Below are 23,860 nucleotides of genomic sequence, written 5' to 3' on the forward strand. Positions count from 1 at the left end.
GCCCCGCCCGTCCCGCCGGCTCCGGCGGCCCCTCTGCCGCCGGCCCCCGGCCAGGACCCGGCCGTGCTCGCCGCGCCGCCTGCGCCCCCGTTGCCAGGAGCGATCCCGCCCGGCGACATCGCCCCGCCCGGATCCCCCGTCGCGACCACCGTGATCCAGGCGGCGCTGAGCCGGATCGGATCGCCCTACTCCTGGGGCGCGGCCGGGCCGAGTGCCTTCGACTGCTCGGGGCTGGTGATGTGGTCCTTCCAGCAGGCCGGCATCTCTCTGCCGCACTCCAGCCAGGCGCTGGCCGCGGGCGGGCAGCCGGTGTCCCGCGATCAGATGCAGCCCGGCGACCTGGTCACCTACTACTCCGATGCATCTCACGTCGGCATCTACATCGGCGACGGAATGATGGTGCACGCGTCCACCTACGGCACGCCGGTGCGAGTCGCCCCGGTGGACAATGCCCCGATCTACAACGTCCGCCGCTACTGATCGGGCCCGCTCCCGGCACCGCCTCGCGGCGCTGCTGGGCGCCGAAGCTCTGTGCGCCGTCCTGGTGATCGGCGGTGCCTACCCCGCGCCGTCCGGAGCACCCGCGCTCGCAGCATCTCCGACAGCGGTCCTCACGCCGCCCCCGGCAAGCACTGCGGCGCTGCGCACCGTCATCACGCCGGGCGGTCGCAGAGCCCAGCTGATCGACCTCGGCGGCAACGCCGCTCCGCTACTCGACCGGATCGCTGCCGAACTGCCGGGGGCCGAGCAGGCCGTCACGGCGTTCTGGGGTCCGCAATGGCCCGAAGACATTCCGATCGTGGTGGCCGGATCGCCCGAGCAGTTCTCCGCGCTGGCCGGTGCAGGGGCCGACACCGCCGCGACCACGACTGCCGAACGCATCACGTTCTCTCCGGCGGCCGGCACGATGGATGCCGCCGATCTGCGGATCGTGCTGCGCCACGAGCTTTTTCACTACGCTGCGCGCGCCGCCACGGCTGCTGATGCGCCGGTGTGGCTGACCGAGGGGGTCGCCGACTACGTGGGCCGCCCCGCCCCGCCTGGCCGCGTCGAGATGCCTGCGCGGCTGCCCACCGACGCGGAGTTGAGCACGCCCGGCCCCGCCCGGTCGCAGGCCTACGACCGCGCCTGGTCCTTCGCCACCTTCGTCGGGCAGACCTACGGCCCGCACCGGCTGCGGGAGCTCTACGTCGCGGCATGCGCTCCCGGCCATCCGGACGCCGCCACGGCGGTGCGCACTGTGCTCGGGATCGACCTGCCCGCATGAGCGGGGTCCTGCTCGTCACCAACGACTACCCGCCGCGCCGCGGCGGCATCCAGTCCTACCTCGAGGCGTTGGTCGACCATCTGGTCGGATCACGCGGGACTTCCGTCGACGCGCTGACGGTCTACGCCCCGACGTGGAAGGGCGCCGAGGACTATGACGCGGTGGCGGCGGCGTCGGGCTACCGGGTCGTGCGCCATCCGACGACGCTGATGTTGCCCGAGCCCAGCGTCGCGTGGCGGATGCGGCGGTTGATCGCCGAGCATGACATCGACACCGTCTGGTTCGGTGCGGCGGCGCCGCTGGCGCTGCTGGCGCCGCTGGCACGCGCGGCAGGCGCTCGTCGGGTCATCGCCAGCACGCATGGTCACGAGGTCGGCTGGTCGATGCTGCCGGTGGCCCGAACGGCGTTGCGCCGCATCGGAAACGACACCGACGTGGTGACCTACATCAGCGCCTACACCCGGCGCAGATTCGCCTCGGCGTTCGGCCGCAACGCCGCACTCGAACATGTGCCGCCCGGGGTCGACATCGACCGCTTCGCCCCCAACGAGGTGGCCCGCGCAGAATTGCGCGCGCGATATCACCTCGGCGATCGGCCCGTGGTGGTGTGCGTGTCGCGTCTGGTGCCGCGCAAGGGCCAGGACATGCTGATCCGGGCGCTGCCGACCATCCGGGATCGGGTGCCCGGGGCTGCGCTGGTGATCGTCGGCGGCGGGCCCTACCGGACCTCGCTGCAGCGGCTGGCGCACAGCTTCGGGGTGGCCGAGCACGTGGTGTTCACGAGCGGGGTGCCGGGGGAGGAACTGCCCGACCACCACGCGATGGCCGACGTGTTCGCGATGCCGTGCCGCACGCGCGGCGGCGGGCTGGACGTGGAGGGGTTGGGCATCGTGTACCTGGAGGCCTCGGCCACCGGTGTGCCGGTGGTGGCCGGCCGCTCGGGCGGGGCGCCGGAGACGGTCGTCGACGGCGAGACCGGGCTGATCGTCGACGGTTGGGACGTCGGCGCGATCGCCGCGGCAGTCGGTGACCTCCTCGCCGACCGCACCCGGGCCGCGGCGATGGGCGCGGCCGGACGCACCTGGGCGGTCGAGAACTGGCAGTGGCAGATGCAGGCTGCGCGGTTGGCGCGGCTGCTCTAATCCTTGGTGTAGAGCCCTTCGATCTCCGCCGCGAACTTGTCGGCGACGACCTTGCGCTTCACCTTCAGCGTCGGGGTGAGCTCACCGGTTTCGACGGTGAAGTCCACCGGCAGGATTCGGAACTTGCGGATCGCCTCGGCCTTCGACACCGCTTTGTTGGCGTTCTTCACCGCGGCGTCGATCTCGGCGGTCAGGTCCGGGTCGTCGGCCAGCTCGCCCACCGACGCCGCTGCCGGCTTACCGTGATGCTGCTTCCACCCCTCGAATGCCTCGGGGTCGATCGCGATCAGTGCCGCGATGAACGGCTTCGCGTCGCCGACGGCCATCGCCTGACTGATCAGCGGATGCGCACGGAGCTGATCCTCGAGCACCGCGGGCGCGACGTTCTTGCCACCCGCGGTCACGATGATCTCCTTCTTGCGTCCCACGATCGACAGGAAACCGTCGGCGTCGACGCTGCCGAGATCGCCGGTGTGGAACCAGCCGTCGACGATCGCCTCGGCGGTCGCGGTCTCGTTGCGCCAGTAGCCGTCGAACACGACCCCGCCGCGCACCAGCAGCTCGCCGTCCTCGGCGATCGTCATGCTGTTGCCGGGCAACAACTTTCCGACGGTACCGACCTTCAGCTGGCCGATCCGGTTGGCGGTGATGGCCGCGCTGGTCTCGGTCAGGCCGTAGCCCTCGTAGATGGTCAGGCCGATGCCGCGGTAGAAGTGGCCCAGCCGGGCGCCCAGGGGTGCGCCACCGGAGATCGAGGCCGTGCAGTCCCCGCCCATGGCCGCCCGCAGCTTGCCGTAGACCAGTCGGTCGAACAGTGCGTGCTTGGCGCGCAGCAGCAGGGCGGCGCCGCCGGTGTCCTGCGCCTTGCTCCATTCGATCGCGGTCTCGGCGGCACGGGTGAAGATCGCGCCCTTGCCGCTGTCGCTGGCGTTCAATTCGGCGGTGTTGTAGACCTTTTCGAACACCCGGGGGACCGACACGATCACGGTCGGCTTGAACTGGCCGAACATCGGCACCAGGTTCTTGATGTCGCTGGTGTAGCCGATCGTGACGCCGTTGGCGAAGGCCGTCATCGACAGCGCCCGGGCCAGCACATGGGCCAGCGGCAGGAACACCAGCAGCCGTCCACCCTTGCGCAGCAGGCTGGGGAAGCAGTGCGTGGCGCCCCGCGTCTCCGACAGCAGGTTGGCATGGGTGAGCTGACAGCCTTTGGGCCGGCCGGTGGTGCCCGAGGTGTAGATCAGCGTGGCGGGATCGCTCGAGGAGATGGCCTCGCGCCGGCGGTCGACCTCGGCGGCATCGGTGTCCGCGCCGACGGTGGACAGTTCGTCGAGCGCGGCCGGGGTGGCGTCGATCGTGAAGACCTTGCGCAGGTCGGGCAGGCTGTCGTGGAGCTCCTTGACCATCTGCGTGTGCGCGTCCGTCTCCACGAACGCCAGCACCGCTGCGGAGTCCTCGAGCACCCAGCGCACCTGGTCGGCCGACGACGTCTCGTAGATGGGTACGGTCACCGCGCCGACCGAGAGGATCGCGTAGTCGAGGATCACCCATTCGTAGCGGGTGGCCGACAGCACCGCCACGCGGTCCCCGGGCTGCACCCCTTCGGCGATCAAACCCCTTGCGGCCGAACGGATCTGCTCGGCCGCCTGCCGACACGTCACATCCGTCCACCGGCCGTCGACCAGGCGCTGGAAGATCACGTGGTCGGGGTCGGCGGCCTCGTGCGTGTAGACGGGTGCGGCCACGTTGTCGTGTTCGCCGATGGTGAACGTTGCCGGTTCGCTGTACTCGCGCACGATGGATGCCTCTCGCTTGACACGTCGCTATGCCGTGTACAGAGTAGTCGGCCGGCCTGGGCCGGGACCCGAGCATGTGTGAAGGTAGGCAGTCATGAACAGCATCCAGATCGCGGACGAGACCTTCGTCGCGGCGGATCCCGCGGCAGTGGGTGCTGCGGTCGCGGACCCGGCGAGCTGGGGCCGCTGGTGGCCCGATCTCCGCCTCACCGTGGTCGAGGACCGCGGCGAGCTGGGTCAGCGCTGGACGGTGACGGGCGCGCTGACGGGCACCATGGAGATCTGGCTGGAAAAGGTGCTCGACGGCGTGGTGCTGCACTACTTCATGCACGCCGAGCCGTCGGGTGCTGCGGCCTGGGAGCTGGCGAAGATGAACCTGGCGAAGATGAACCATCGCCGCCGCGTGGCCGGCAAGGCGATGGCGTTCGAAGTGAAACAGGCACTGGAGTCGGGCCGCCCTGTCGGCGTGTCGCGGTTGGCCTGAGAGATAGCGGCTATACCAGGCCCCGGGAGGGTAGATTCGCCGCCAACAGCGGGGGATGTGCTGCCCGGCTCAGCACCGGAAGGACTGGAGAAGACTTCAGTGGCGGACAAGACGGCTCAGACGATCTACATCGACGCCGACCCCTCGACGGTGATGGACGTCATCGCCGACATCAACTCCTATCCCGACTGGGTGGCCGAGTACAAGGAGGCGGAGGTCCTCGAGGCCGACGACGAGGGTTATCCGCTGGTGGCGCGATTGGTGCTCGACGCCGCGGTGCTCAAGGACGCCATGGTGCTCGCCTATCGGTGGCCGGCCGATCATGCGTCGGTCACGTGGACGCTGGTGTCGAGCACGTTGCTCAAATCGTTGGAGGGGGCATACCGGTTGGCGCCGAAGGGATCCGGGACCGACGTCACCTATGAGCTCTCCGTGGATCTGATGATCCCGATGATCGGGCTGCTCAAGCGCAAGGCCGAGCGCCGACTGACCGATACCGCGTTGAAAGACCTGAAGAAACGAGTCGAGGCTGATTGAGCGCACGGACGCCACCCAGGCCTCCGGGGTCACCCGGATCAGTCTGTTCGTCGGCAAGGGTGGTGTCGGGAAGTCGACGCTGGCGACCGCGACAGCAGTGCGCGCAGCGCGGTCCGGGCTGCGCGTGCTGATCGTGTCGACCGATCAGGCGCACTCCACCGGCGATGTGCTCGGCGTGGCGATCACACCGACGGGGGAGCGGGCGCCGACCCGCGTGCTGGCCGATCTCGACACCGCCGACGGCGGCGGCGGCCTGCTCGATGCGCTCGCGTTGGACACACTGGCGCTGCTGGCGGCGCACTGGCGCGAGACGGCGGGTCTGCTCGCCGGGCGTTTCCCCGAGTCGGATGTCAGCGATCTTGCGCCCGAAGAGCTTTCGGCCCTACCGGGCGTGCAGGAGGTGCTCGGTCTGCACGAAGTGGCCGAGTTGGCCGAATCGGGGCGCTGGGATCTCGTCGTCGTCGATTGCGCCTCGACCGCCGATGCAATGCGCATGCTCACCCTGCCCGCCACCTTCGGCCTCTACCTCGAGCGGGCCTGGCCCCGGCACCGCCGGTTGTCCACGTTCGACGATCCCCGGTCGGTCGCTGTGGTGGGGCTGGCCGAGCGTATCGGGGCGAGCGCCGAGAGCCTGGGCACGATGCTCACCGATTCGGCGCGGGTCAGTGCGCATCTGGTGATGACGCCGGAGCGGGTGGTGGCCGCTGAGGCGGCCCGCACGCTGGGCTCGCTGGCTCTGATGGGGGTCCAGGTCGCCGAGCTGATCGTCAATCAGGTTCTGGTGCAGGATGATTCGTTCGAATATCACAATCTTCCCGATCACCCCGCGTTCGACTGGTACGCCGAACGCATCGGCGAGCAGCGGGCGGTGCTCGACGAGCTGGACCGGGTGATCGGCGACGTCGCGCTGGTCCTGGTGCCCCACCTGGCCGGGGAGCCGATCGGGCCCAAGGCGCTCGGCGAGCTGCTCGACAACGCCCGCCGGCGTGATGGGTCGCCCCCACCGGGCCCGCTGCGGCCGATCGTCGACCGGGAGTCCGGCACTGGCGTCGACGCGGTGTACCGGTTGCGGGTGGATCTGCCTCAGGTCGACTCGTCGGCGCTGTCGTTGGGTAGGGTCGACGACGACCTGATCATCGGCGTCGGTGGAATGCGGCGCCGGGTGCGTCTGGCCTCGGTGCTGAGAAGATGCATCGTCGTCGACGCCCAGCTCCGCGGCACTGAGCTGACGGTGCGTTTCCGACCCAATCCGGAGGTGTGGCCAGCATGAGCGGCACTCACCCTGACCCGGGCCCGGAACTGCGGGCTCTCGCGCAGTCGATCCTCGACCGGTTGGAGCCCGCGATCAAGCTGGCGGCCGCGCGGGCGGCCAGCGCGTCGGACAGTCCCGGTCGGTGCCAGCAGGTGTGGTGCCCGGTCTGCGCGCTCGCGGCGCTGGTCTCCGGGGAACAGCATCCGCTGCTGTCGGTGGTCGCCGAGCACAGCGTCGCGCTGCTCACGGTGGTACGCGCGATCGTCAACGATCAGGCCGATACAGCCGGTCAGGGGAGCCCCGCCCCCGATCCCGTGCCTCCGCCGGACGAGCCGCCGCCCTCGGGCCGGTATCAGCACATCCCCGTCACGGTCGAGGAGTAGGCGTCACCTGTGGTCGGCGGCACATGGCGTGGGTAAGGTTGGCGCAGAGCATCTCGGTCGGGTGAACTGGAGGGTCCATGTGGTACTGGCTGTTCAAGTTCGTCTTCATGGGACCGTTGCTGACCCTGCTCGGCCGACCCAAAGTCGAAGGCTTGGAGCATGTTCCGGCCAACGGCGCGGTGATCCTCGCCAGTAACCATCTGGCAGTGGCGGACAGTTTCTATCTGCCCTTGGTGGTGAACCGGCGCATCACGTTCCTCGCCAAGGCCGAGTACTTCACCGGTACGGGGCTCAAAGGGTGGTTCACCCGGTGGTTCTACACCGTTGCCGGGCAGGTGCCGATCGACCGCACGGACGCCGACAGTGCGCAGAGTGCGCTGACCACCGCCGAGCGCATCGTGAGCCAGGGCAAACTGCTCGGCATGTATCCGGAGGGCACGCGCTCGCCGGACGGCCGGCTGTACAAGGGCAAGACGGGTCTGGCCCGGCTCGCTCTCGAGACGCAGGTGCCGGTGATCCCGGTCGCGATGATCGGCACCGACGTCGTCAACCCGCCGGGCAGCAAGATGTGGCGCTTCGGCCGGGTGACGGTCCGATTCGGCGCCCCGATGGACTTCTCCCGCTTCGAGGGTCTGGCCGGGAACCGCTTCATCGAGCGTGCGGTGATCGACGAGGTCATGTACGAGCTGATGCAGCTGTCCGGTCAGGAGTATGTCGACCTCTACGCCGCCGACATCAAAGAGGGAAAAGGTGAGGCGGCCGCCAAGCCGCCGACCCGGCTCCCGGAGGCCGCCGCCGGCTGAGCGCACATTTCGCCCAAACCGACGTTCGGGCGGGAAAGTGCGAGTGATCGACGCCATTTCGTCGTGTTCGACGGCGGTGGGCAGGCCTTGTCGGAGGACAGGGCCACGATGCCGTCATGACAGAGGTCTTTCTCGGCCGCGAAGCACTCGGTGACGGCGCCCCCCGCCACGAGCTGCGGCGCTGGTACACGCAGATGTTTCGGGGCGTCTACATGCCCAAGAACGCGGTTCCCACACTCGACGACCGCATCCTCGGCGCCTGGTTGACGTCGGATCGACTCGGCGTCATCGCGGGCGCCGCCGCGTCAGCACTGCACGGTGCGCGGTGGGTCGATGCGCGGGAGCCGATCGAGCTGCTGGTGTCGGAACGTCGGCGGCAGCCCGGGCTGGTGATCCGCATGGACCGCTACCGTCCTGACGAGCTCACTGTTGTGGCGGGTCTGCCTGTCACGACCGCGGCACGCACGGCTTTCGACCTCGGCCGACATCAACCGCGCGCACTGGCCCTCGGCAGAATCGACGCGTTGATGCGCGCCGCGCCGTTCACGGCAGCTGACGTGCAGCGCCTCATCGACCACTACGGGCCGGTGCGCGGGGTCCGCCAGCTGCGGGAATTGCTGCCACTGGTCGACGCGGGCGCGGAGTCGCTTCGGGAGAGCAGGCTGCGGCTCCTGCTCGTCGACAACGGCTTCCCCCGGCCGGAGACGCAGATCGAGGTGTGCACCGCCGACGGCTTCACCGCGGTGCTGGACATGGGCTGGCGCAACCTGGGGCTTGCCGTCGAATACGACGGCGCCCAACATCAGACGGAGCGCTCCCAGTACCTCAAGGACAGGCGGCGACGTCCGATGCTCGCCGGGCTCGACTGGGAGGTGGTCACGGTCGTCAACGAGGATCCGCCGCGCGAGGTGAGCGTGCGCGTGTACGAGGCCTATCTGCGCCGCGGCGGCGCCGAGATCGACGCAATGGCGTGGGCCACTCGCGCTTTCGCGCCCAATCGTCGGTTTGGGCGCTTCAGGGACGCCGCTTAGGGAGGGGGATCTACGCCTGGACCGCGTCGACGGCGGGCACCCCGGCAGTGTTCCGGTTGCGTGCAGCCTGCGCGGTGACCGTGCCTGCGACGACGATCGTGGCCAGCGCCCACCACAGATAGGACGCGCCGGCCACCTGCCGCCACAGCGATGCGGTGGTCTCACGGTGCTCGGGGAGCAGAGTGATCGGCGTCCACACCATGAGCGGCAGCCCGACCAGGAACACCGCCGCCAGACCGGCGTGCCGCAGCCGCACCGCGAGCACCGCCGTCGTCACCATCACCGGAAGCGTCCACACCCAGTGGTGTGACCACGACACCGGCGACACGGCCAGGCCGAACATCGCCACGCACATCAGCGCCAGGACCGGCTGCTCGGCGCGCAGCGCCCGGCGCACCGCCCACACCGTCAACGCCAGCACCGCGAAGCACAGCACCGTCCACAGCACGAAGCGCACGTCGTCGCCGAGGCCCAGCCGGGCCAGCGCGCCGGCGATGTTCTGGTTGGTGTTCAGCGTGGCGGTCCCGATCCGGTCGGTGTTGCGTACCGTCTCGGTCCAGTACTCCCACGAATCCCGCCACGCGAACGCGAAGCCCAGCAGCGTCGCCCCGGCCGCCGACGCCACGGTCACGAGAAGTGCGCGCGTGTCGCGGCGCAGCAGGAAGTACAGCAGGAACACCGCCGGGGTGAGCTTCAACGCAATAGCCAGGCCCAGCAGCAGACCCCGCGGCCACGGCGTGCGCCGCGGCACGCAGTCGGCGATCACCAGCGTCATGAGCACGACGTTGATCTGGCCGAAGTCGAAGTTCGCGCGGATCGGCTCCAGGTAGACCACCGCGGGCGCCACGATCGCCGCGGCCAGCCAGCAGCGGCGCAGCCACGCCGGCTCGCCGGTGATCTGCGTCCGCGGCCACACCTGCAGACGAGTCAGCAGGATCACCGTGGACACCAGCAGCAGGATCAGCGTGGTGACCGTGATCGCGATGCTGGCTGCCTCGAGGCTCAGCAGCGCAAACGGTGAGAACACCACGGCGGCCAGCGGCGGATAGGTGAACGGCAGGTCGATGCCGCCGCGGGTGTGGAACATCGCGCCGTCGGCGTAGAGCGGCCGGCCGTCCAGCCAGGCCCGTCCACCCATGCGGTAGACGTCGATGTCGATCCGGTAGGGGACATGGCCCAGCAGCTGCCACGCCACGCCGATCAGCGCCATCGCCGCCAGCAGGCAGAACAGCCGCCAGGCCAGCGTCGGCACCCACCCCGCCCGCAACGTCCTCATAACGCGGACCAGAGTATCGGTGCCCGTCGCGGCATCCGCGCCAGCCCGGGCCGCGACACGCGCAGGTCGGCAGGACTTTTGGCGTACGTTCTCCTCGTGCACCCGTCCCTGGACATCGACTTCGGGCTACCCGACGGCATCCCGTACTCCCGGTTGCCGCTGGTGTGCTGCCTGGTCGCGTTCATCCTGACGTTCTTCGTGACCCGCACGATCGTGCGGTACATCCGCAGCCACGCCGACAGCGACGCGCCCCGCAAATGGTGGCAGCCGCGCAACATCTCCGGCGGCGGCGGGCTGCACATCCACCACGTGGTGATCGGGGTGATCCTGGTGATGGTCTCCGGTGTCGCGATGGTCACGCTCGCCGTCGACGGCGGGGTGCCCGAATTCACCGCCGCCTCGATCGTCTTCGGGATCGGTGCGGCGCTGGTGCTCGACGAGTTCGCGCTCATCCTTCACCTGTCCGATGTGTACTGGTCCGAAGACGGCCGGGCGTCGGTGGACGCGGTGTTCGTCGCGGTCGCGGTGGCGGGCCTGCTGATCCTCGGCTTCAATCCGCTGTCGTTCTTCGACGTCACCATCTGGCGCGACGACGACTCCGTGGCGGCACGCGTGCTGGTGATCGGCACGGCGGTGCTCACGTTGGCGCTGGCGGTGATTGTGCTGCTGAAAGGGAAGGTGTGGACCGGGTTGATCGGCATGTTCATCACCCCGCTGCTGGTCATCGGCGCGATTCGGCTCTCCCGTCCGCACGCACCGTGGGCGCGGTGGCGGTACACCAACCGTCCCCGCAAGATGCACCGCGCCCTCGAGCGGGAACGCTGGCTGCGCCGGCCGGTCATCCAGGCCAAGCTCTGGCTCCAGGATGCGATCTCGGGCATGCCGAAGTTCCCCGACGACAAGCTCGTCGATCAGGAGCTCGACCGCGAGATCCACGCGGCGCCGGCGCCCAGCAGGGACGTCGCCTAGTGCGCTACTTCTACGACACCGAGTTCATCGACAACGGGCGCACGATCGAGCTGATCTCCATCGGTGTGGCAGCGGAGGACGGTCGCGAGTACTACGCCATCTCCACCGAGTTCGACCCCGAGCGCGCGGGCCGCTGGGTGCGCAAGAACGTGCTGCCGAAGCTGCCGTCGCCTGCGTCGAAGCTGTGGCGGTCGCGACGGCAGATCCGCTCGGAGTTGGAGGACTTCTTCGGCGTCGACGGCGACGAACCGATCGAGCTGTGGGCCTGGGTGGGCGCCTACGACCATGTGGTGCTGTGCCAGCTGTGGGGACCGATGACGGATCTGCCGCCGGCGATGCCGCGGTTCACCCGTGAGCTGCGCCAGTACTGGGAGGATCACGGCTGCCCCCGCATGCCGCCCCGGCCCCGCGACGCCCACGACGCGCTGGTCGACGCCAAGCACAACCTGGTCCGGTACCGGCTGATCACCGACGAAAAGCGGTTTTGACCCGCCGTTACCATGGACGGGTGAACTGGACCGTCGACGTACCCATCGACCAGCTGCCTGCGCTGCCTCCGCTGCCCGAGGATCTCCGTGCGCGCCTGGACGCGGCGCTGGCCCGCGAGGCGTTGCAGCAGCCGAGCTGGGACGCCGGGCAGGCCGCCGCGATGCGCACCGTGCTGGAGAGCGTGCCGCCGGTCACCGTGCCGACGGAGGTCGAGAAGCTCAAGGCCCAGCTGGCCGACGTGGCACGCGGCAAGGCGTTCCTGCTGCAGGGCGGCGACTGCGCCGAGACGTTCGTCGACAACACCGAACCGCACATTCGCGCCAACATCCGCACGTTGCTGCAGATGGCGGTCGTGCTGACCTACGGCGCGAGCATGCCGGTGGTGAAGGTCGCCCGCATCGCCGGGCAGTACGCCAAACCGCGTTCGTCGGACACCGACGCGCTGGGTCTGAAGTCCTACCGCGGCGACATGGTCAACGGCTTCGCCCCCGATGCCCTGGTCCGCCAGCATGATCCGTCGCGTCTGGTGCGTGCCTACGCCAACGCCAGTGCCGCGATGAACCTGGTGCGGGCGCTGACGTCGTCGGGAATGGCCTCCCTGCACCACGTGCACGAGTGGAACCGCGAGTTCGTCCGGACCTCGCCCGCCGGGGCGCGCTACGAGGCGCTGGCCGGGGAGATCGACCGCGGATTGCGGTTCATGAGTGCCTGCCGGGTCGACGACCGCAACCTCGACACCGCAGAGATCTACGCCAGCCACGAGGCGCTGGTGTTGGATTACGAGCGCGCGATGCTGCGGATGGACACGGAATCGCCGACGGGCCCCAAGCTGTACGACCTGTCCGCGCACTACCTGTGGATCGGGGAGCGGACCCGCCAGCTCGACGGCGCGCACGTCGCATTCGCCGAGGTGATCGCCAATCCGATCGGGATCAAGATCGGGCCGACGACGTCGCCGGAACTGGCCGTGGAGTACGTCGAGCGGCTGGACCCCCACAACGAGGCGGGCCGGCTGACGCTGGTCAGCCGCATGGGCAACCACAAGGTCCGCGACGTGCTGCCGGCGATCATCGAGAAGGTGCAGGCGTCGGGGCACCAGGTGATCTGGCAGTGCGACCCGATGCACGGCAACACCCATGAGTCGTCCACGGGCTACAAGACGCGCCACTTCGATCGCATCGTCGACGAGGTGCAGGGCTTCTTCGAGGTGCACCACGCGCTGGGCACCCACCCCGGTGGCATCCACGTCGAGATCACCGGCGAGAACGTCACCGAGTGTCTCGGTGGGGCGCAGGACATCTCGGACACCGACCTGGCGGGTCGCTACGAGACGGCCTGCGATCCTCGGCTGAACACGCAGCAGTCGCTCGAGTTGGCGTTCTTGGTCGCGGAGATGCTGCGCGACTAGAGCAGGTTGGGCAGGTTGGTGCCGAGCGTCCACGCGCCCGCAGCGGCCAGCCCGGCCAGTGTCAGCACGGCGATGACCCAGAATGCCAGCACGCGTCGCGCGCGCTGGCGGGCCCAATAGAACTCCTCGAGGTCGATCCCGGCGAATCGCCCTGTCGGCGGCCGGTATTCGTCATCGTCGTCGGGGTCCAGCTCGGTGGGTTCGGGTTCGGGTGCGTCGACGCGTTCCATCACGCGGGTGTGCCGCGGACCGGCGAGGTTCGTGGTGGGGGTGTCGACGACGGACGCCGACTGGTGCATCGCAGAGTTGCGCGGTGCCGGCACGGTGAAGCGGGGTAGCCCCAGTCGGGTGGCGATCGTGTCGAGCTCTTCGCCCATCTCGGCTGCATCGGCGAACCGGCCCGCCGGGTCACGTGCCGTCGCGCACGCCACGAGTTCGTCGAATTGCCGTGGCACACCGGCGATCCGGCTGCTGGGCGGTGGCACATCGTGGTCCAGCCGCTGATAGGCCACCGCGAGCGGAGTGTCTCCCGTGAACGGCGTGGCGCCGGTGAGCAGTTCGAACACGAGCACGCCGACGGCGTACACGTCGCCACGCGCGTCGGTGTCCCCTGACGCCACCTGCTCGGGCGCCAGATATGCGGCGGTGCCGAGAATCACACTCGTCGCGGTGATCTTGGCCTCGGCCAGTGCCCGCACCAGGCCGAAGTCGGCGATCTTGACCTCTCCGTCGTCACTGATGAGCACGTTCTCCGGTTTGACGTCGCGGTGCACGAGCCCGGCGCGGTGGGCTGCGGCGAGGCCCGAGAGCACGGGGCGTAGCACCGCGGCCACTGCGTGCGGCGGCATCGGACCGCGCTCGCGGAGTAATTCGCGCAGGGTGCCGCCGTCGACGAGTTCCATCGCCAGGTACGGGGGTTCGCCGCTGCGGGCGCCGCCGCCTTGGTCGTAGACAGCGACCAACCCGGGGTCCTTGAGCCGCGCGACGGCCCGCGCTTCACGCTGGAACCGGGTGAGGAACTGTTCGTCGCCGGCGTAGCGGCTGTCCATGACCTTCAGCGCGACCGGGCGGTCCAGCCGCACATCGACGCCGCGGTACACCGCGGACATTCCGCCGGTGGCGATCAGCGGACCGACTCGGTAGCGGCCGTCCAGCACTGCGCCGGTCAGCCCGCCGGTCGGCTGGAAGGTCTCCATCGGACTCATGGTACGAGGCGGGACACCGCCGGCCCGCCAAGCGGCATCGCCCTGCGCCGCGATGGGCCTAGACTCTGTGCGATGAGCAGCATTCCGACTGCCGAGGACGTGTTGGCTCCCGACGAGGACGTCTACGACCTGCCCACGGTCGCGCGGCTGTTGAAGGTTCCGGTGAGCAAGGTCCATCAGCATCTCCGGGAGGGCCACCTGGTGGCCGTGCGCCGCGGCCGCGACGTGGTGATCCCCAAGGTCTTCTTCGACGACAAGGGTCACGTGGTCAAGCCGCTGCCGGGGCTGCTGGTCGTGCTGCACGACGGCGGCTACCACGAAACCGAGATCGTGCGGTGGCTGTTCACCCCGGATCCGTCATTGACGATCCGGCGCGACGGCTCGACCGAGGGGTTGGCTAATGCGCGCCCGGTGGACGCGTTGCATTCGCATCAGGCTCGAGAGGTGGTTCGCCGCGCGCAGGCGATGGCGTACTGAGCTCCGTGGCAGGGGCCCGGTGTAACCAGTACCACGCGGCCGCCGCGCAGGAGGTCGCGAGCGCCACGTGGAACCACGAGTACATGCCGTGGGCTCCGTCGGGCCGCCAGATCACCGTGATCCACGTCGAGAAGGCCGCGATGAGCGCGATGGCCCGCGGCGACTGGGCGAGCGCGGCCATCACCGCGAGCGGCCACGTGTAGTACCACGGCAGCGCGGCGGGCACGAACAGGACCACGATCACCATCAGCGTGGCGATGCCCATCAGGGCGTCGCGGTCGGTGCGCCGGTACCGCCACCACAGCACCGGTGCCGAGACGGCGATGATCCCGATCCCGATGATGCGCAGGATGTCCAGCACCGCATAGAAGTTGACGGGGATCACGAGGCCGATCACCGCATTGGTGACGTTCGCGATCGCGGTGGGCACGGTCAGCCAGTTGATGATCTTCACCGAACCCGCCAGCGCGGTCAGCCATCCCAGACCCACGCCCGCGGCCAGCGAGAGCACGGCGAACACGGCCGCGAACACCACCACGGCGGACGCGGCGGCGATCAGGAACGCCTTGCCCCGGGAGTAGCCGCGACGCTGCTGCAACGAACGCGCCCACACCCACACCATGAACGGAAGAGCCAGGCCCGCCGTGGCTTTGACCGCGACGGCGACCCCGATCAGCGTCACGCCGGCCACGCACCGGTCACCGAAGCACAGCGCGATGCCGGCCATCATCAGGCCCACCATGAGCATCTCGTTGTGGACCCCGCCCATCAGCTGGATGATCACCAGCGGGTTGAGCACGCAGATCCACAGGGCGGCAGTGGTGTTCGCTCCGACGTGCCGCGCCACCCGCGGGACCGCCCAGATCAGCAGGGCCAGCCCCGGCAACATGCACAGCCGCAACAGCATGGTGCCGGCGATGACGTCGTTCCCGACGGCCATGGTGACGAACTTGGCGATCAGGATGAACGCCGGCCCGTATGGCGCCGTCGTGGTGGTCCAGATGGGACTCACGTTGTCCAGCAGCGAGTTCGGGTTCTCGATCGGGCCGACCAGGTAGGGGTCGAATCCGTCGCGCAGCAGGGCGCCCTGCGCGAGGTAGGAGTAGGTGTCGCGGCTGAACAGCGGCACGCTCAGCAGAAGCGGGGCGAGCCAGAAGCCGGTGGTGACCACCATGGTGTAGTGCGTTGCGGTGCGGGCGATCACGTGCCGGCCGAGCCACAGCCAGGCCACCAGCATCAGCACCACACCGCTCCACAGCAGCAGTGACGAGAGCACCAGGCCGTGGCCGAATCTCAGCCAGGACAGATGCATGGACTCGAGGACCGGGTCGTGCAGGCGGGTGCTGCCGGCGCCGAGGCCGCCGGCGGTGACCAGCACAGCCCCCAGTGCCCCGACCCAGGCCGGTTTGGCCGCCGCAGACCCCGCGAAGGCGCGGAACCGCGACAGTGGCGGTGCGGAGGAGAGCGCGGGTGTCGTCATGCCTACGCGGTGCGGTTCGCGGCCAATCTGGCGAGCTCGGTCAAGCCGGCCCGCGCCTGCGCGTCGATGGGCGCCGAGTCGAGGGTGGCGATCGCGGTCGCGGTCAGGGTCTCGATGCGATTCTCGACTGCTGCCAGCGCCCCGACGGATTCGATGAGCGCGCGCAGCTCGGTGACCGCGTCGTCGGACAGATCGGTGCCGATGGAGGTGCGGAGCAGTTTCGCCGCGACCGGGTCCCGCTGTTCGGCCAGCGCGATCGCCTCGGCGAGCAGCACGGTGCGCTTGCCGGAACGCAGGTCGTCCCCGGACGGCTTTCCGGTGACGGCCGGGTCGCCGAACACGCCGAGCACGTCGTCGCGCAGCTGGAACGCGATCCCGAGGCCGGTGCCCACCTCGTGGAAGGCGTCCTGGATCTCGGGGCGGTCCCCGGCGGCTGCGGCGCCGAACTGCAGCGGACGCGAGATGGTGTAGGAGGCCGTCTTGTAGGTGTTGACGGTCAATGCGGCGGCCACCGTGTCGGCGCCGCTGGCCTCGTTGACGATGTCGAGGTACTGGCCGCCGAGCACCTCGGTCCTGATCGCGGCCCACACCCGCTGCACCCGGGCTTGCGCGTCGGCTCCGATGGGTGCCGTGGTGACGATGTCGTCGGCCCACACCAGGGACAGATCGCCGAGCAGGATGGCCGCCGACAGCCCGAACTGGTCGGGGGAGCCGTGCCAGCGCTGCTCGCGGTGCCGGTCGGAGAAGATGCGGTGCACGGTGGGCAGACCGCGCCGCGTCGCCGAGGCGTCGATCACGTCGTCGTGCACCAGGGCGCACGCATGCAGCAGTTCCAGTGCCGCGAACAGGCGTAGGACCGCGGCGTCGGGCTCGGTACCTGCGACGGCGCGCCACCCCCAGTACGCGAACGCGGGGCGAAGTCGCTTACCGCCGCGCAGGACGAATTCCTCGAGGGCTTCGGTCAAGACCGCGTAGTCGGTGCCGATGTAGGCCGCATCGCGGCGGCGCTGCTGCAGGTAGCCGCGAAGCTGTTCGGTGACGGCCGCGGCCAGCTCGACGGCCGACGGGGCCGCAGTGGCGTTTCGGGTGGGGTTGGCATCCACGCTCAGCGGGCGCCCCTTTCTTCCGTTCGTCTGCGTGCTCAGCGTAGAGGTTCTTCGAGCTGCCCGGGTTTCGGCGAGCGGTCCCGGTTGTTGTAGGCGAGCGCGCCGATGATGCCGGCGACGATCACGGACGCGACGCCGAGCCAGATCGCTGCGCCGGTGAACGAACGCGCACTGGGATCGGTGTAGCGGGCCTGGGCGTTCATCGTGCTGACGACCCCGGGCCGCAATTTCCACTCGACCACCTCCGAGGACACCCGGTCGCCGTTGGTGGAGGTGACCTCGCCGGGAAACGACACCGACAGCGACACGTCGGCTTCCGGATCGCTGAGCGACGTCAGGTCCGCGCGGCCTTCGAGGATGACGAGGTCGCCGGCCCGGCGCAGCGAGATGTCGACGCCGGCGGCGTCGCGGTTCATGCCGGCCAGCTGGGGCAGCTCGGCGAAGGTCAGGTCCGAGAACACGGCCTGGGAGCCGACGTAGTCGTCGCGGCTGTAGTCGGAGACCGCGACCTTCTGCGCGAAGGGCAGGTTGTTGAGCAGCTGCGGGCCCCTGTCGCTGTCGTCGCGCGGTTTGGCCGCGGCCACGATCTGGCCGGAGACCCGGTCGTCGGGGGAGACCGTCAGCGAAGCGCGCACCCGGACGCAGCCGATCAGCGACGGTGCCAGCACCAGGAGCACGAGCATGATTCCGAGGACACGCCTGGAGGTCCGGTGGCGGTTGCGCACCGGGTCATCGTGCCAGACCGCGTACCCGCGCGAGCGACTACAGCGGCAGCGCGCGTCCGAGGATCGCGAACGCCCGCGGATCTCCGGAGAAGTGGTAGCCGCGGATGACGTCGGCGAAGCCGAGCCGGCGGTAGAGGCGCCAGGCGCGGTTGGCCTCGCCGTTGATCTCGGGCGTCGAGAGCAGCACGTGGTTCTCGTCGCGGCCCTGCAGTAGGGCACGGATGAGGGCCTCGCCCAGTCCGCGGCCCTGCGCCGGCGGCAGGATGTGCAGTTCGGTGAGCTCGAAATAGCTGGTCATCAGTGCTGAGATGCGCGCGGCGTCGGCGCCGCTGCGGCGCAGTCCCGCGACCACCTGCTGTTGCCACCACTGGTCGGGCGCACCGCAGTAGCCGTAGGCGATGCCGAGCATCGGCGCGTCGGTCAGTTCCGCCTCGCCGGGATCGTCGCTCGTCTGGACCGCGGCCACCGCCTTCCATCCGCGCCTGCGGGTGTGCTCGACCCACATCGAGGCACGGTGTTCTTCGGTGCCGCGGGGGTAGTGCATCGCGTCGACGTAGATGGACAGTGCGTCACGAAGGCGGCGCTGCATGTCGGTGGGCGACAGCTCGATCAGATGCGTCGCCAAGTATGTGCCCTTCCCTGTGGTGACCCGATGGCCGCCACCATTATCGGACGGATCGGAGCCAAAGTGACGCGCGGCATCCGACGACAGCGCCTCGTCATAGAATCGGGGACCGAAGTAGGTGGTACGGCTCAGATTCTGCTCGTATCATTGACGTTGCGTGCCCGTCCATACGGGCACACCCTGATGTTTGAACGACTGAGACGCCCCCACGGCAAGAGGGAGGGACGAATGCCACTCTCCGATCATGAGCAGCGCATGCTCGATCAGATCGAGAGCGCGCTCTATGCCGAGGATCCCAAGTTCGCGTCCAGCGTTCGCGGCGGGACTCTGAGGGCGCCCTCGACGCGGCGCCGGTTGCAGGGCGCCGCACTGTTCGTGGTGGGCCTAGCGATGCTGGTCTCGGGTGTGGCGTTCAAGGCGACCATGATCGGCAGCTTCCCGATCCTGTCGGTGATCGGCTTCATCGTGATGTTCGGCGGTGTCGTCTTCGCGATCACCGGTCCCCGAATGGGTGCGCCCGGTGAGCGGCCGGCGTCCGGCGGTGGCTCCGGTGGCCCGGCCAATCGAGGCAAGCGTGCCAAGGGTGGTGGTGGCTCGTTCACCAGTCGCATGGAAGACCGGTTCCGCCGCCGCTTCGACGAATAGCGTTTCGCGCACTCAGGGGCAGCCCGCCAGGGCTGCCCCTCTTTTTTGCCCCACCACCCCCCACCATGCCCCGTCGAGCGTGCGTGGTGGCTTTGAGCTGCGATTTCCTTCGTCGGCGGGGGTGAGTGCGGAGCCCGTCGGGCTTCTCTTCGCGGACTCTGACCTGCGCCGAGTGGGGACGGACACGAAATGCCACCCGTGCTTAGGCGCAAAGTGGGGGATTGTGGGGTAAAGTGGCGGACAACGGAGCGACCGGGGTTCCGCCAGGGCGAGGTCTGAGCGAGGTGGCGAGATGTTCTTCGGCACCTACACGCCCAAGCTCGATGACAAGGGGCGACTCACGTTGCCCGCCAAGTTCCGCGACGCACTGGCAGGAGGGTTGATGGTCACCAAGAGTCAAGATCACAGCCTGGCTGTCTATCCGCGGGCGGAGTTCGAGGAAATGGTCACCGAGATCTCCGGCCGGGCGAAGCGGGGCAACCCGCAGGCACGCGCTTACCTGCGCAACCTGGCCGCCAGCACCGACGAGCAGTATCCGGACACCCAGGGCCGGATCACGCTGTCCGCCGAGCACCGCCGCTACGCGAACCTCAGCAAGGAGTGCGTGGTCATCGGCTCGATCGAATTCCTCGAGATCTGGGACGCCCAGGCATGGCAGGACTACCAGGAGCTTCACGAAGAGAACTTCTCCGCGGCCAGCGATGAAGCACTCGGCGACATCATTTGACCTGGCCCCGCAGGCCCGTGCGGCGCGGCCTCTGCCCGAACCGGCCCTGACGTACTTCCCCGACGTCAGGTCCGTGCTCTCGGACAGGGACCTCGCCGCAGGGGCCGCCCCGATCGCTGAGGGTGCTGCGATGACCGACCAGCCGCACGTTCCGGTTCTGCTCAACCGCTGCGTCGAGCTCCTCGCGCCCGCGCTGACCCGGCACGGCGACGACGGCGCCGGCGCGACCCTGGTCGACGCCACCCTGGGTGCCGGAGGGCATACCGAACGCTTCCTGACCGATTTCCCGGCACTGCGCGTCGTCGGGCTGGACCGCGACCCCCAGGCTCTGCGGATCGCCGGCGACCGACTGGCGCCGTTCGGCGACCGGTTCACCGCGATCCACACCCGCTACGACGGATTCGAGCTGACCGACATCGATGCGTTCCTGTTCGACCTCGGCGTGTCCTCCATGCAGCTCGACCAACCAGAGCGCGGGTTCTCCTACGCCACCGACGCCCCGCTGGACATGCGGATGGACTCCGACGCCCCGCTGACGGCAGCGGACATTCTCAACACTTACGAGGAGAAACAGATCGCGCGCATTCTGCGCGAGTACGGCGAGGAGAAATTCGCCGGACGCATCGCCGCCCACATCGTGCGCCGCCGCGCGGTCACTCCCTTCACCTCGACCGGTGAACTGGTCGAGCTGCTCTACCAGGCGATCCCGGCGCCGGCCCGGCGCACCGGCGGACACCCCGGCAAGCGCACCTTCCAGGCGCTGCGCATCGCGGTCAACGCAGAGCTCGACGCACTGCGGCTGGCGATCCCGAAGGCCTTGCGCGCGTTGCGGTCCGGCGGACGCATCGCGGTGATGGCCTACCAGTCGCTGGAAGACCGCATCGTGAAGCAGGAGTTCGCCGCAGCGACGGCGTCGCGGACTCCCGCCGGTCTGCCGGTCGAATTACCCGGCCACGGACCCGAATTCATCGCACTGACCCGAGGCGCCGAACGCGCGAGTGCGCAGGAGATCGACCGAAATCCCAGAAGCGCTCCGGTTCGGTTGCGCGCGTTGGAGAAAGTTGGGGGGCAGCACCGATGAAGACCCAGAGAACGCCCAAGGCGGGCCCGAAGGCAGGCAAGAACACCAAGGCTCGCGCCTCGTCCCGCGCTGCAGCGGGCACGGCGAAGAAGGCGGGCCGCCGTCCGGTCCGCGACGCCGGGCGTGCGCCCGTCGACGCGTCGCCGCGGGCCCGTGCCGGCGACCGGAGCCGGCCTGCGCCCCGCACGACGCCGATCCAGCGGCTCACCGACACCCCGGCCCGGCCGAAGACCGCGAGCCAGGCGAAGGCTCGGGCGAAGGCGCGTAAGGCCAAGGCGCCCAAGGTCGTGCGGCCGCCACTGCGGCAGCGTCTGTTGGTCCGCCTCGCGTCGATCGATCTCAATCCGCGTCGCCTCGTCGCGCGGGTACCGTTCGTGGTGCTGGTCATCGGCTGCCTCGGGCTGGGCTTGGGGGTCACGCTGTGGCTGTCGACCGACGCGGCCGAGCGGTCGTATCAGCTGGGGCACGCGCGCCAGGTCAACCAGGCGCTGCTGCAACAGAAGGAGGCCCTGGAACGCGATGTGCTGCAGGCGCAGGCGGCGCCTGCGCTGGCCGAGGCGGCCCGCAATCTCGGGATGATCCCGTCCCGCGACACCGCCCATCTGGTGCAGGACGCCTCAGGCAACTGGGTCGTGGTCGGCACCCCGAAGCCCGCCGAGGGCGTGCCGCCGCCCCCACTGAACGCGCCGCTGCCCGAGCCTGCTCCGCCTGCGCCGCCCGCTCCGCGCGTCGTAACGCCGTCTGAGGTCCCGGTCCGGCTACCGTCGCAGACCATGCCCCTCACTGCGCCGCTGCCCGGCGCGCCGCTGCTGCCCGGCCAGGCGCCGCTGCCTGCTCAGGCGCCCGGTGTCGAGGTGCCGCACACGGTCGCCGGTGCCTTGCCCGGTCCGATGCCCGGTGCCATGCCCGGTCCCTTGCCCGGTCCGGCGCCCGCGGCACTGCCCGCCCCCGTGCCCGTCGAGCCCGCCGCACCGGTGCCGGGCCCGCCGGCATGAGTCGCAAGGCGCAGCCCGCGCGCCGAACCGCGCGCGCGGGGAGTGCCGAACGCTCGGCGCGGTCGCGCCGGGTGCGCCGGCCAGTCACGACCAGCGGGCTGCGCAGTGCGTCCTTCGTCTTCCGGCACCGCACCGGCAACGCGGTGATCTTCCTGCTGCTCGTGCTCGCCGCCGCCCAGCTGTTCACGCTGCAGGTGCCGCGGGCCGACGGGCTGCGCGCTGAGGCCGCGGGCCAGCTCAAGGTCACCGACGTCGACGCCGCGGTGCGCGGCTCGATCGTGGACCGCAACAGCGACAAGCTGGCGTTCACCATCGAGGCCCGCGCGCTGACGTTCCAGCCGCAGCGGGTGCGCAAGCAGTTGCAAGAGGCTTACGACAAGAGCAAGGCGGCCGAGAGCGAGGACGGTGGCGGCTCGGCCGTGACCGTCCCGACGCCGGATGCGCGCCTGCGGCAGATCGCCGACGGGGTCGCGTCCCGGCTGGGCAACAAACCCGACAGCGCCACGGTGCTCAAGAAGCTGCGCAGCAACGAGACGTTCGTGTATCTGGCCCGTGCGGTCGATCCCGCGATCGCCGACGCGATCACCACCGACTTCCCCGAGGTCGGCGCCGAACGTCAGGATCTGCGCCAATACCCGGGTGGGTCGCTGGCGGCCAACGTCGTCGGCGGCATCGACTGGGACGGCCACGGCCTGCTGGGCCTGGAGGATTCCCTGGACTCGGTGCTCGCCGGAACCGACGGCTCGGTCACCTACGACCGTGGCTCCGACGGCGTCATGATTCCGGGCAGCCTCCGCAATCGGCACGACGCGGTGAACGGGTCGACGGTCATGCTGACCCTCGACGACGACATCCAGTTCTACGTCCAGCAGCAGGTCCAGATGGCCAAGGACGCCTCTGGCGCGAAGAACGTCTCCGCGGTGGTGCTCGACGCCAAAACCGGTGAGGTGCTGGCGATGTCGAACGACAACACCTTCAACCCCGGCCAGGACATCAGCAAGCAATCCACCCGGGAGCTGGGCAATCTGTCGGTGTCGTCGCCGTTCGAACCGGGGTCGGTCAACAAGATCATCACCGCGGCATCGGTGATCGAGAACCATCTGTCCACCCCGGACGAGGTCCTGCAGGTTCCCGGTTCGATCGACATGGGCGGCGTCACCGTCCGCGACGCATGGAACCACGGCACCATGCCGTACACCACCACCGGCGTGTTCGGGAAGTCGTCGAACGTCGGGACGCTCATGCTGGCCCAGCGCGTCGGGCCGCAGAAGTACGCCGAGATGTTGCGCAAGTTCGGCCTCGGTCAGCGCACCGGTGTCGGACTGCCCGGTGAGAGCGCGGGGCTGGTTCCGCCCATCGACCAATGGTCGGGCAGCACCTTCTCCAATCTCCCGATCGGACAGGGCCTTTCGATGACCCTGCTGCAGATGTCGGGCATCTACCAGGCGATCGCCAACGACGGTGTGCGGATTCCGCCGCGCATCCTGAAAGCGACGATCGCCCCCGACGGCACCCGCACCGACGAACCGCGGCCCGAGGGTGTCCGGGTGGTCTCCCCGGAGACCGCGCGCACGGTGCGCAACATGTTCCGTGCGATCGTGCAGCGCGACCCGATGGGGATTCAGCAGGGCACCGGACCCGCCGCGGCGGTCGAGGGATATCAGATCGCCGGCAAGACGGGCACCGCGCAGCAGATCAATCCCGCCTGCGGCTGCTACTACGACGACGTCTACTGGATCACGTTCGCGGGCATGGCGCCGGCCGACGATCCGCGCTACGTGGTGGGCGTGATGATGGATGCGCCGCACCGGGCCGCTGACGGGTCGCCCGGTTCCTCGGCGGCGCCGCTGTTCCACAACATCGCGTCGTGGCTGCTGCAGCGGGAGAACGTGCCGCTGTCCAAGGACCCCGGGGCGCCGCTCACCCTCCAGGCGGGGTGACGCTCGCAGGCGGCCAC

25 protein-coding genes are annotated in these 23,860 nt (G+C 69.5%); 18 read left to right on the top strand and 7 right to left on the bottom strand.

Translation table 11 applies throughout. The features are described from left to right. From MHN84_RS27515 to MHN84_RS27525, 3 genes are all read left to right on the top strand, one after another. Window positions 1-480 (top strand): NlpC/P60 family protein (locus MHN84_RS27515; RefSeq protein WP_241207640.1); only part of this gene is annotated, 480 nt, incomplete at its 5' end. After that, window positions 449-1,267 carry a peptidase gene (locus MHN84_RS27520; RefSeq protein WP_241207641.1) on the top strand — a complete coding sequence of 273 codons (819 nt, stop codon included), beginning with the start codon at window positions 449-451 and terminating at the stop codon, window positions 1,265-1,267. The genes MHN84_RS27515 and MHN84_RS27520, both read left to right, overlap by 32 nt. After that, entirely contained in the window at window positions 1,264-2,409 is a 1,146-nt protein-coding gene (locus MHN84_RS27525) for a glycosyltransferase family 4 protein (RefSeq protein ID WP_241207642.1), read from the top strand. Before MHN84_RS27520 ends, MHN84_RS27525 begins: the two co-directional genes overlap by 4 nt. On the opposite strand, the gene MHN84_RS27530 is transcribed toward MHN84_RS27525, so the two are convergent. After that, entirely contained in the window at window positions 2,406-4,205 is a 1,800-nt protein-coding gene (locus MHN84_RS27530; RefSeq protein ID WP_241207643.1) for a long-chain fatty acid--CoA ligase, read from the bottom strand. The genes MHN84_RS27525 and MHN84_RS27530 overlap by 4 nt on opposite strands. 94 nt (window positions 4,206-4,299) lie before the next feature. On the opposite strand from MHN84_RS27530, the gene MHN84_RS27535 reads away from it, so the two are divergent. From MHN84_RS27535 to MHN84_RS27560, 6 genes are all read left to right on the top strand, one after another. After that, on the top strand, window positions 4,300-4,689 hold the full coding sequence (locus MHN84_RS27535; protein ID WP_241207644.1) for a polyketide cyclase / dehydrase and lipid transport: 390 nt from the start codon (window positions 4,300-4,302) through the stop codon (window positions 4,687-4,689). Window positions 4,690-4,788: 99 nt separating this feature from the next. Next, window positions 4,789-5,226 carry an SRPBCC family protein gene (locus MHN84_RS27540; RefSeq protein WP_241207645.1) on the top strand — a complete coding sequence of 146 codons (438 nt, stop codon included), beginning with the start codon at window positions 4,789-4,791 and terminating at the stop codon, window positions 5,224-5,226. Continuing rightward, a complete protein-coding gene (locus MHN84_RS27545) occupies window positions 5,222-6,496 on the top strand; it encodes an ArsA family ATPase (RefSeq protein ID WP_241207687.1) in 1,275 nt (424 codons plus the stop codon). The genes MHN84_RS27540 and MHN84_RS27545 overlap by 5 nt, the downstream gene beginning before the upstream one ends. Then, window positions 6,493-6,861, top strand: coding sequence for a hypothetical protein (locus tag MHN84_RS27550; RefSeq protein ID WP_241207646.1), 369 nt, complete (start codon window positions 6,493-6,495; stop codon window positions 6,859-6,861). Before MHN84_RS27545 ends, MHN84_RS27550 begins: the two co-directional genes overlap by 4 nt. A gap of 77 nt (window positions 6,862-6,938) precedes the next feature. After that, window positions 6,939-7,664 (top strand): 1-acyl-sn-glycerol-3-phosphate acyltransferase, encoded by a 726-nt coding sequence (locus tag MHN84_RS27555; RefSeq protein ID WP_241207647.1) that lies wholly within the window; start codon window positions 6,939-6,941, stop codon window positions 7,662-7,664. A 116-nt stretch (window positions 7,665-7,780) separates the two neighbouring features. Further along, the gene (locus MHN84_RS27560) at window positions 7,781-8,695 is read left to right on the top strand and encodes a hypothetical protein (RefSeq protein WP_241207648.1); all 915 of its coding nucleotides are present in this window, start codon (window positions 7,781-7,783) and stop codon (window positions 8,693-8,695) included. 10 nt (window positions 8,696-8,705) lie between these two features. Here MHN84_RS27560 and MHN84_RS27565 read toward each other — a convergent pair whose 3' ends face one another. Then, entirely contained in the window at window positions 8,706-9,971 is a 1,266-nt protein-coding gene (locus MHN84_RS27565; protein WP_241207649.1) for a glycosyltransferase 87 family protein, read from the bottom strand. Between the two features lie 96 nt (window positions 9,972-10,067). On the opposite strand from MHN84_RS27565, the gene MHN84_RS27570 reads away from it, so the two are divergent. Genes MHN84_RS27570 through MHN84_RS27580 form a run of 3 tightly spaced genes read left to right on the top strand, consistent with a single transcriptional unit; the run spans window position 10,068 to window position 12,837 of the window. Beyond that, window positions 10,068-10,940, top strand: coding sequence for a hypothetical protein (locus tag MHN84_RS27570; protein ID WP_241207650.1), 873 nt, complete (start codon window positions 10,068-10,070; stop codon window positions 10,938-10,940). Then, on the top strand, window positions 10,940-11,428 hold the full coding sequence (locus MHN84_RS27575) for a polyadenylate-specific 3'-exoribonuclease AS (RefSeq protein WP_241207651.1): 489 nt from the start codon (window positions 10,940-10,942) through the stop codon (window positions 11,426-11,428). The genes MHN84_RS27570 and MHN84_RS27575 overlap by 1 nt, the downstream gene beginning before the upstream one ends. 20 nt (window positions 11,429-11,448) lie before the next feature. Continuing rightward, on the top strand, window positions 11,449-12,837 hold the full coding sequence (locus MHN84_RS27580) for a class II 3-deoxy-7-phosphoheptulonate synthase (protein ID WP_241207652.1): 1,389 nt from the start codon (window positions 11,449-11,451) through the stop codon (window positions 12,835-12,837). On the opposite strand, the gene MHN84_RS27585 is transcribed toward MHN84_RS27580, so the two are convergent. Beyond that, window positions 12,834-14,042, bottom strand: a complete 1,209-nt coding sequence (locus MHN84_RS27585; RefSeq protein WP_241207653.1) for a protein kinase — start codon at window positions 14,040-14,042, stop codon at window positions 12,834-12,836. The two genes, MHN84_RS27580 and MHN84_RS27585, sit on opposite strands and share 4 nt — an antisense overlap. Window positions 14,043-14,114: 72 nt before the next feature. On the opposite strand from MHN84_RS27585, the gene MHN84_RS27590 reads away from it, so the two are divergent. Continuing rightward, entirely contained in the window at window positions 14,115-14,519 is a 405-nt protein-coding gene (locus tag MHN84_RS27590) for an Rv2175c family DNA-binding protein (protein ID WP_241207654.1), read from the top strand. Here the strand turns inward: MHN84_RS27590 and MHN84_RS27595 are convergent. From MHN84_RS27595 to MHN84_RS27610, 4 genes are all read right to left on the bottom strand, one after another. Beyond that, window positions 14,440-15,999, bottom strand: coding sequence for an alpha-(1->6)-mannopyranosyltransferase A (locus MHN84_RS27595; RefSeq protein ID WP_241207655.1), 1,560 nt, complete (start codon window positions 15,997-15,999; stop codon window positions 14,440-14,442). The genes MHN84_RS27590 and MHN84_RS27595 overlap by 80 nt on opposite strands. A gap of 2 nt (window positions 16,000-16,001) precedes the next feature. Continuing rightward, window positions 16,002-17,102 (bottom strand): bifunctional (2E,6E)-farnesyl/geranyl diphosphate synthase, encoded by a 1,101-nt coding sequence (gene idsA2 / locus MHN84_RS27600; protein WP_241207656.1) that lies wholly within the window; start codon window positions 17,100-17,102, stop codon window positions 16,002-16,004. A gap of 38 nt (window positions 17,103-17,140) precedes the next feature. Beyond that, window positions 17,141-17,788 carry a DUF3153 domain-containing protein gene (locus MHN84_RS27605; RefSeq protein ID WP_241207657.1) on the bottom strand — a complete coding sequence of 216 codons (648 nt, stop codon included), beginning with the start codon at window positions 17,786-17,788 and terminating at the stop codon, window positions 17,141-17,143. A gap of 79 nt (window positions 17,789-17,867) precedes the next feature. Continuing rightward, a complete protein-coding gene (locus MHN84_RS27610; protein ID WP_241207658.1) occupies window positions 17,868-18,455 on the bottom strand; it encodes an N-acetyltransferase in 588 nt (195 codons plus the stop codon). A 228-nt stretch (window positions 18,456-18,683) separates the two neighbouring features. Between MHN84_RS27610 and MHN84_RS27615 the strand changes: the two genes are divergently transcribed. From MHN84_RS27615 to MHN84_RS27635, 5 genes are all read left to right on the top strand, one after another. Beyond that, a complete protein-coding gene (locus MHN84_RS27615) occupies window positions 18,684-19,100 on the top strand; it encodes a DUF3040 domain-containing protein (RefSeq protein WP_241207659.1) in 417 nt (138 codons plus the stop codon). 292 nt (window positions 19,101-19,392) lie between these two features. After that, window positions 19,393-19,827 carry a division/cell wall cluster transcriptional repressor MraZ gene (locus MHN84_RS27620; RefSeq protein WP_241207660.1) on the top strand — a complete coding sequence of 145 codons (435 nt, stop codon included), beginning with the start codon at window positions 19,393-19,395 and terminating at the stop codon, window positions 19,825-19,827. Continuing rightward, window positions 19,802-20,908 carry a 16S rRNA (cytosine(1402)-N(4))-methyltransferase RsmH gene (gene rsmH / locus MHN84_RS27625; RefSeq protein WP_241207661.1) on the top strand — a complete coding sequence of 369 codons (1,107 nt, stop codon included), beginning with the start codon at window positions 19,802-19,804 and terminating at the stop codon, window positions 20,906-20,908. The genes MHN84_RS27620 and rsmH overlap by 26 nt, the downstream gene beginning before the upstream one ends. After that, window positions 20,905-21,903 (top strand): hypothetical protein, encoded by a 999-nt coding sequence (locus tag MHN84_RS27630; protein ID WP_241207662.1) that lies wholly within the window; start codon window positions 20,905-20,907, stop codon window positions 21,901-21,903. Before rsmH ends, MHN84_RS27630 begins: the two co-directional genes overlap by 4 nt. After that, a complete protein-coding gene (locus tag MHN84_RS27635; protein ID WP_241207663.1) occupies window positions 21,900-23,843 on the top strand; it encodes a penicillin-binding protein 2 in 1,944 nt (647 codons plus the stop codon). Before MHN84_RS27630 ends, MHN84_RS27635 begins: the two co-directional genes overlap by 4 nt. Window positions 23,844-23,860: the final 17 nt, after the last annotated feature.

Origin of the sequence: Mycobacterium sp. PSTR-4-N (assembly GCF_022348085.1) — a bacterium.
In the GTDB taxonomy this organism is placed as follows: Bacteria; Actinomycetota; Actinomycetes; order Mycobacteriales; family Mycobacteriaceae; genus Mycobacterium.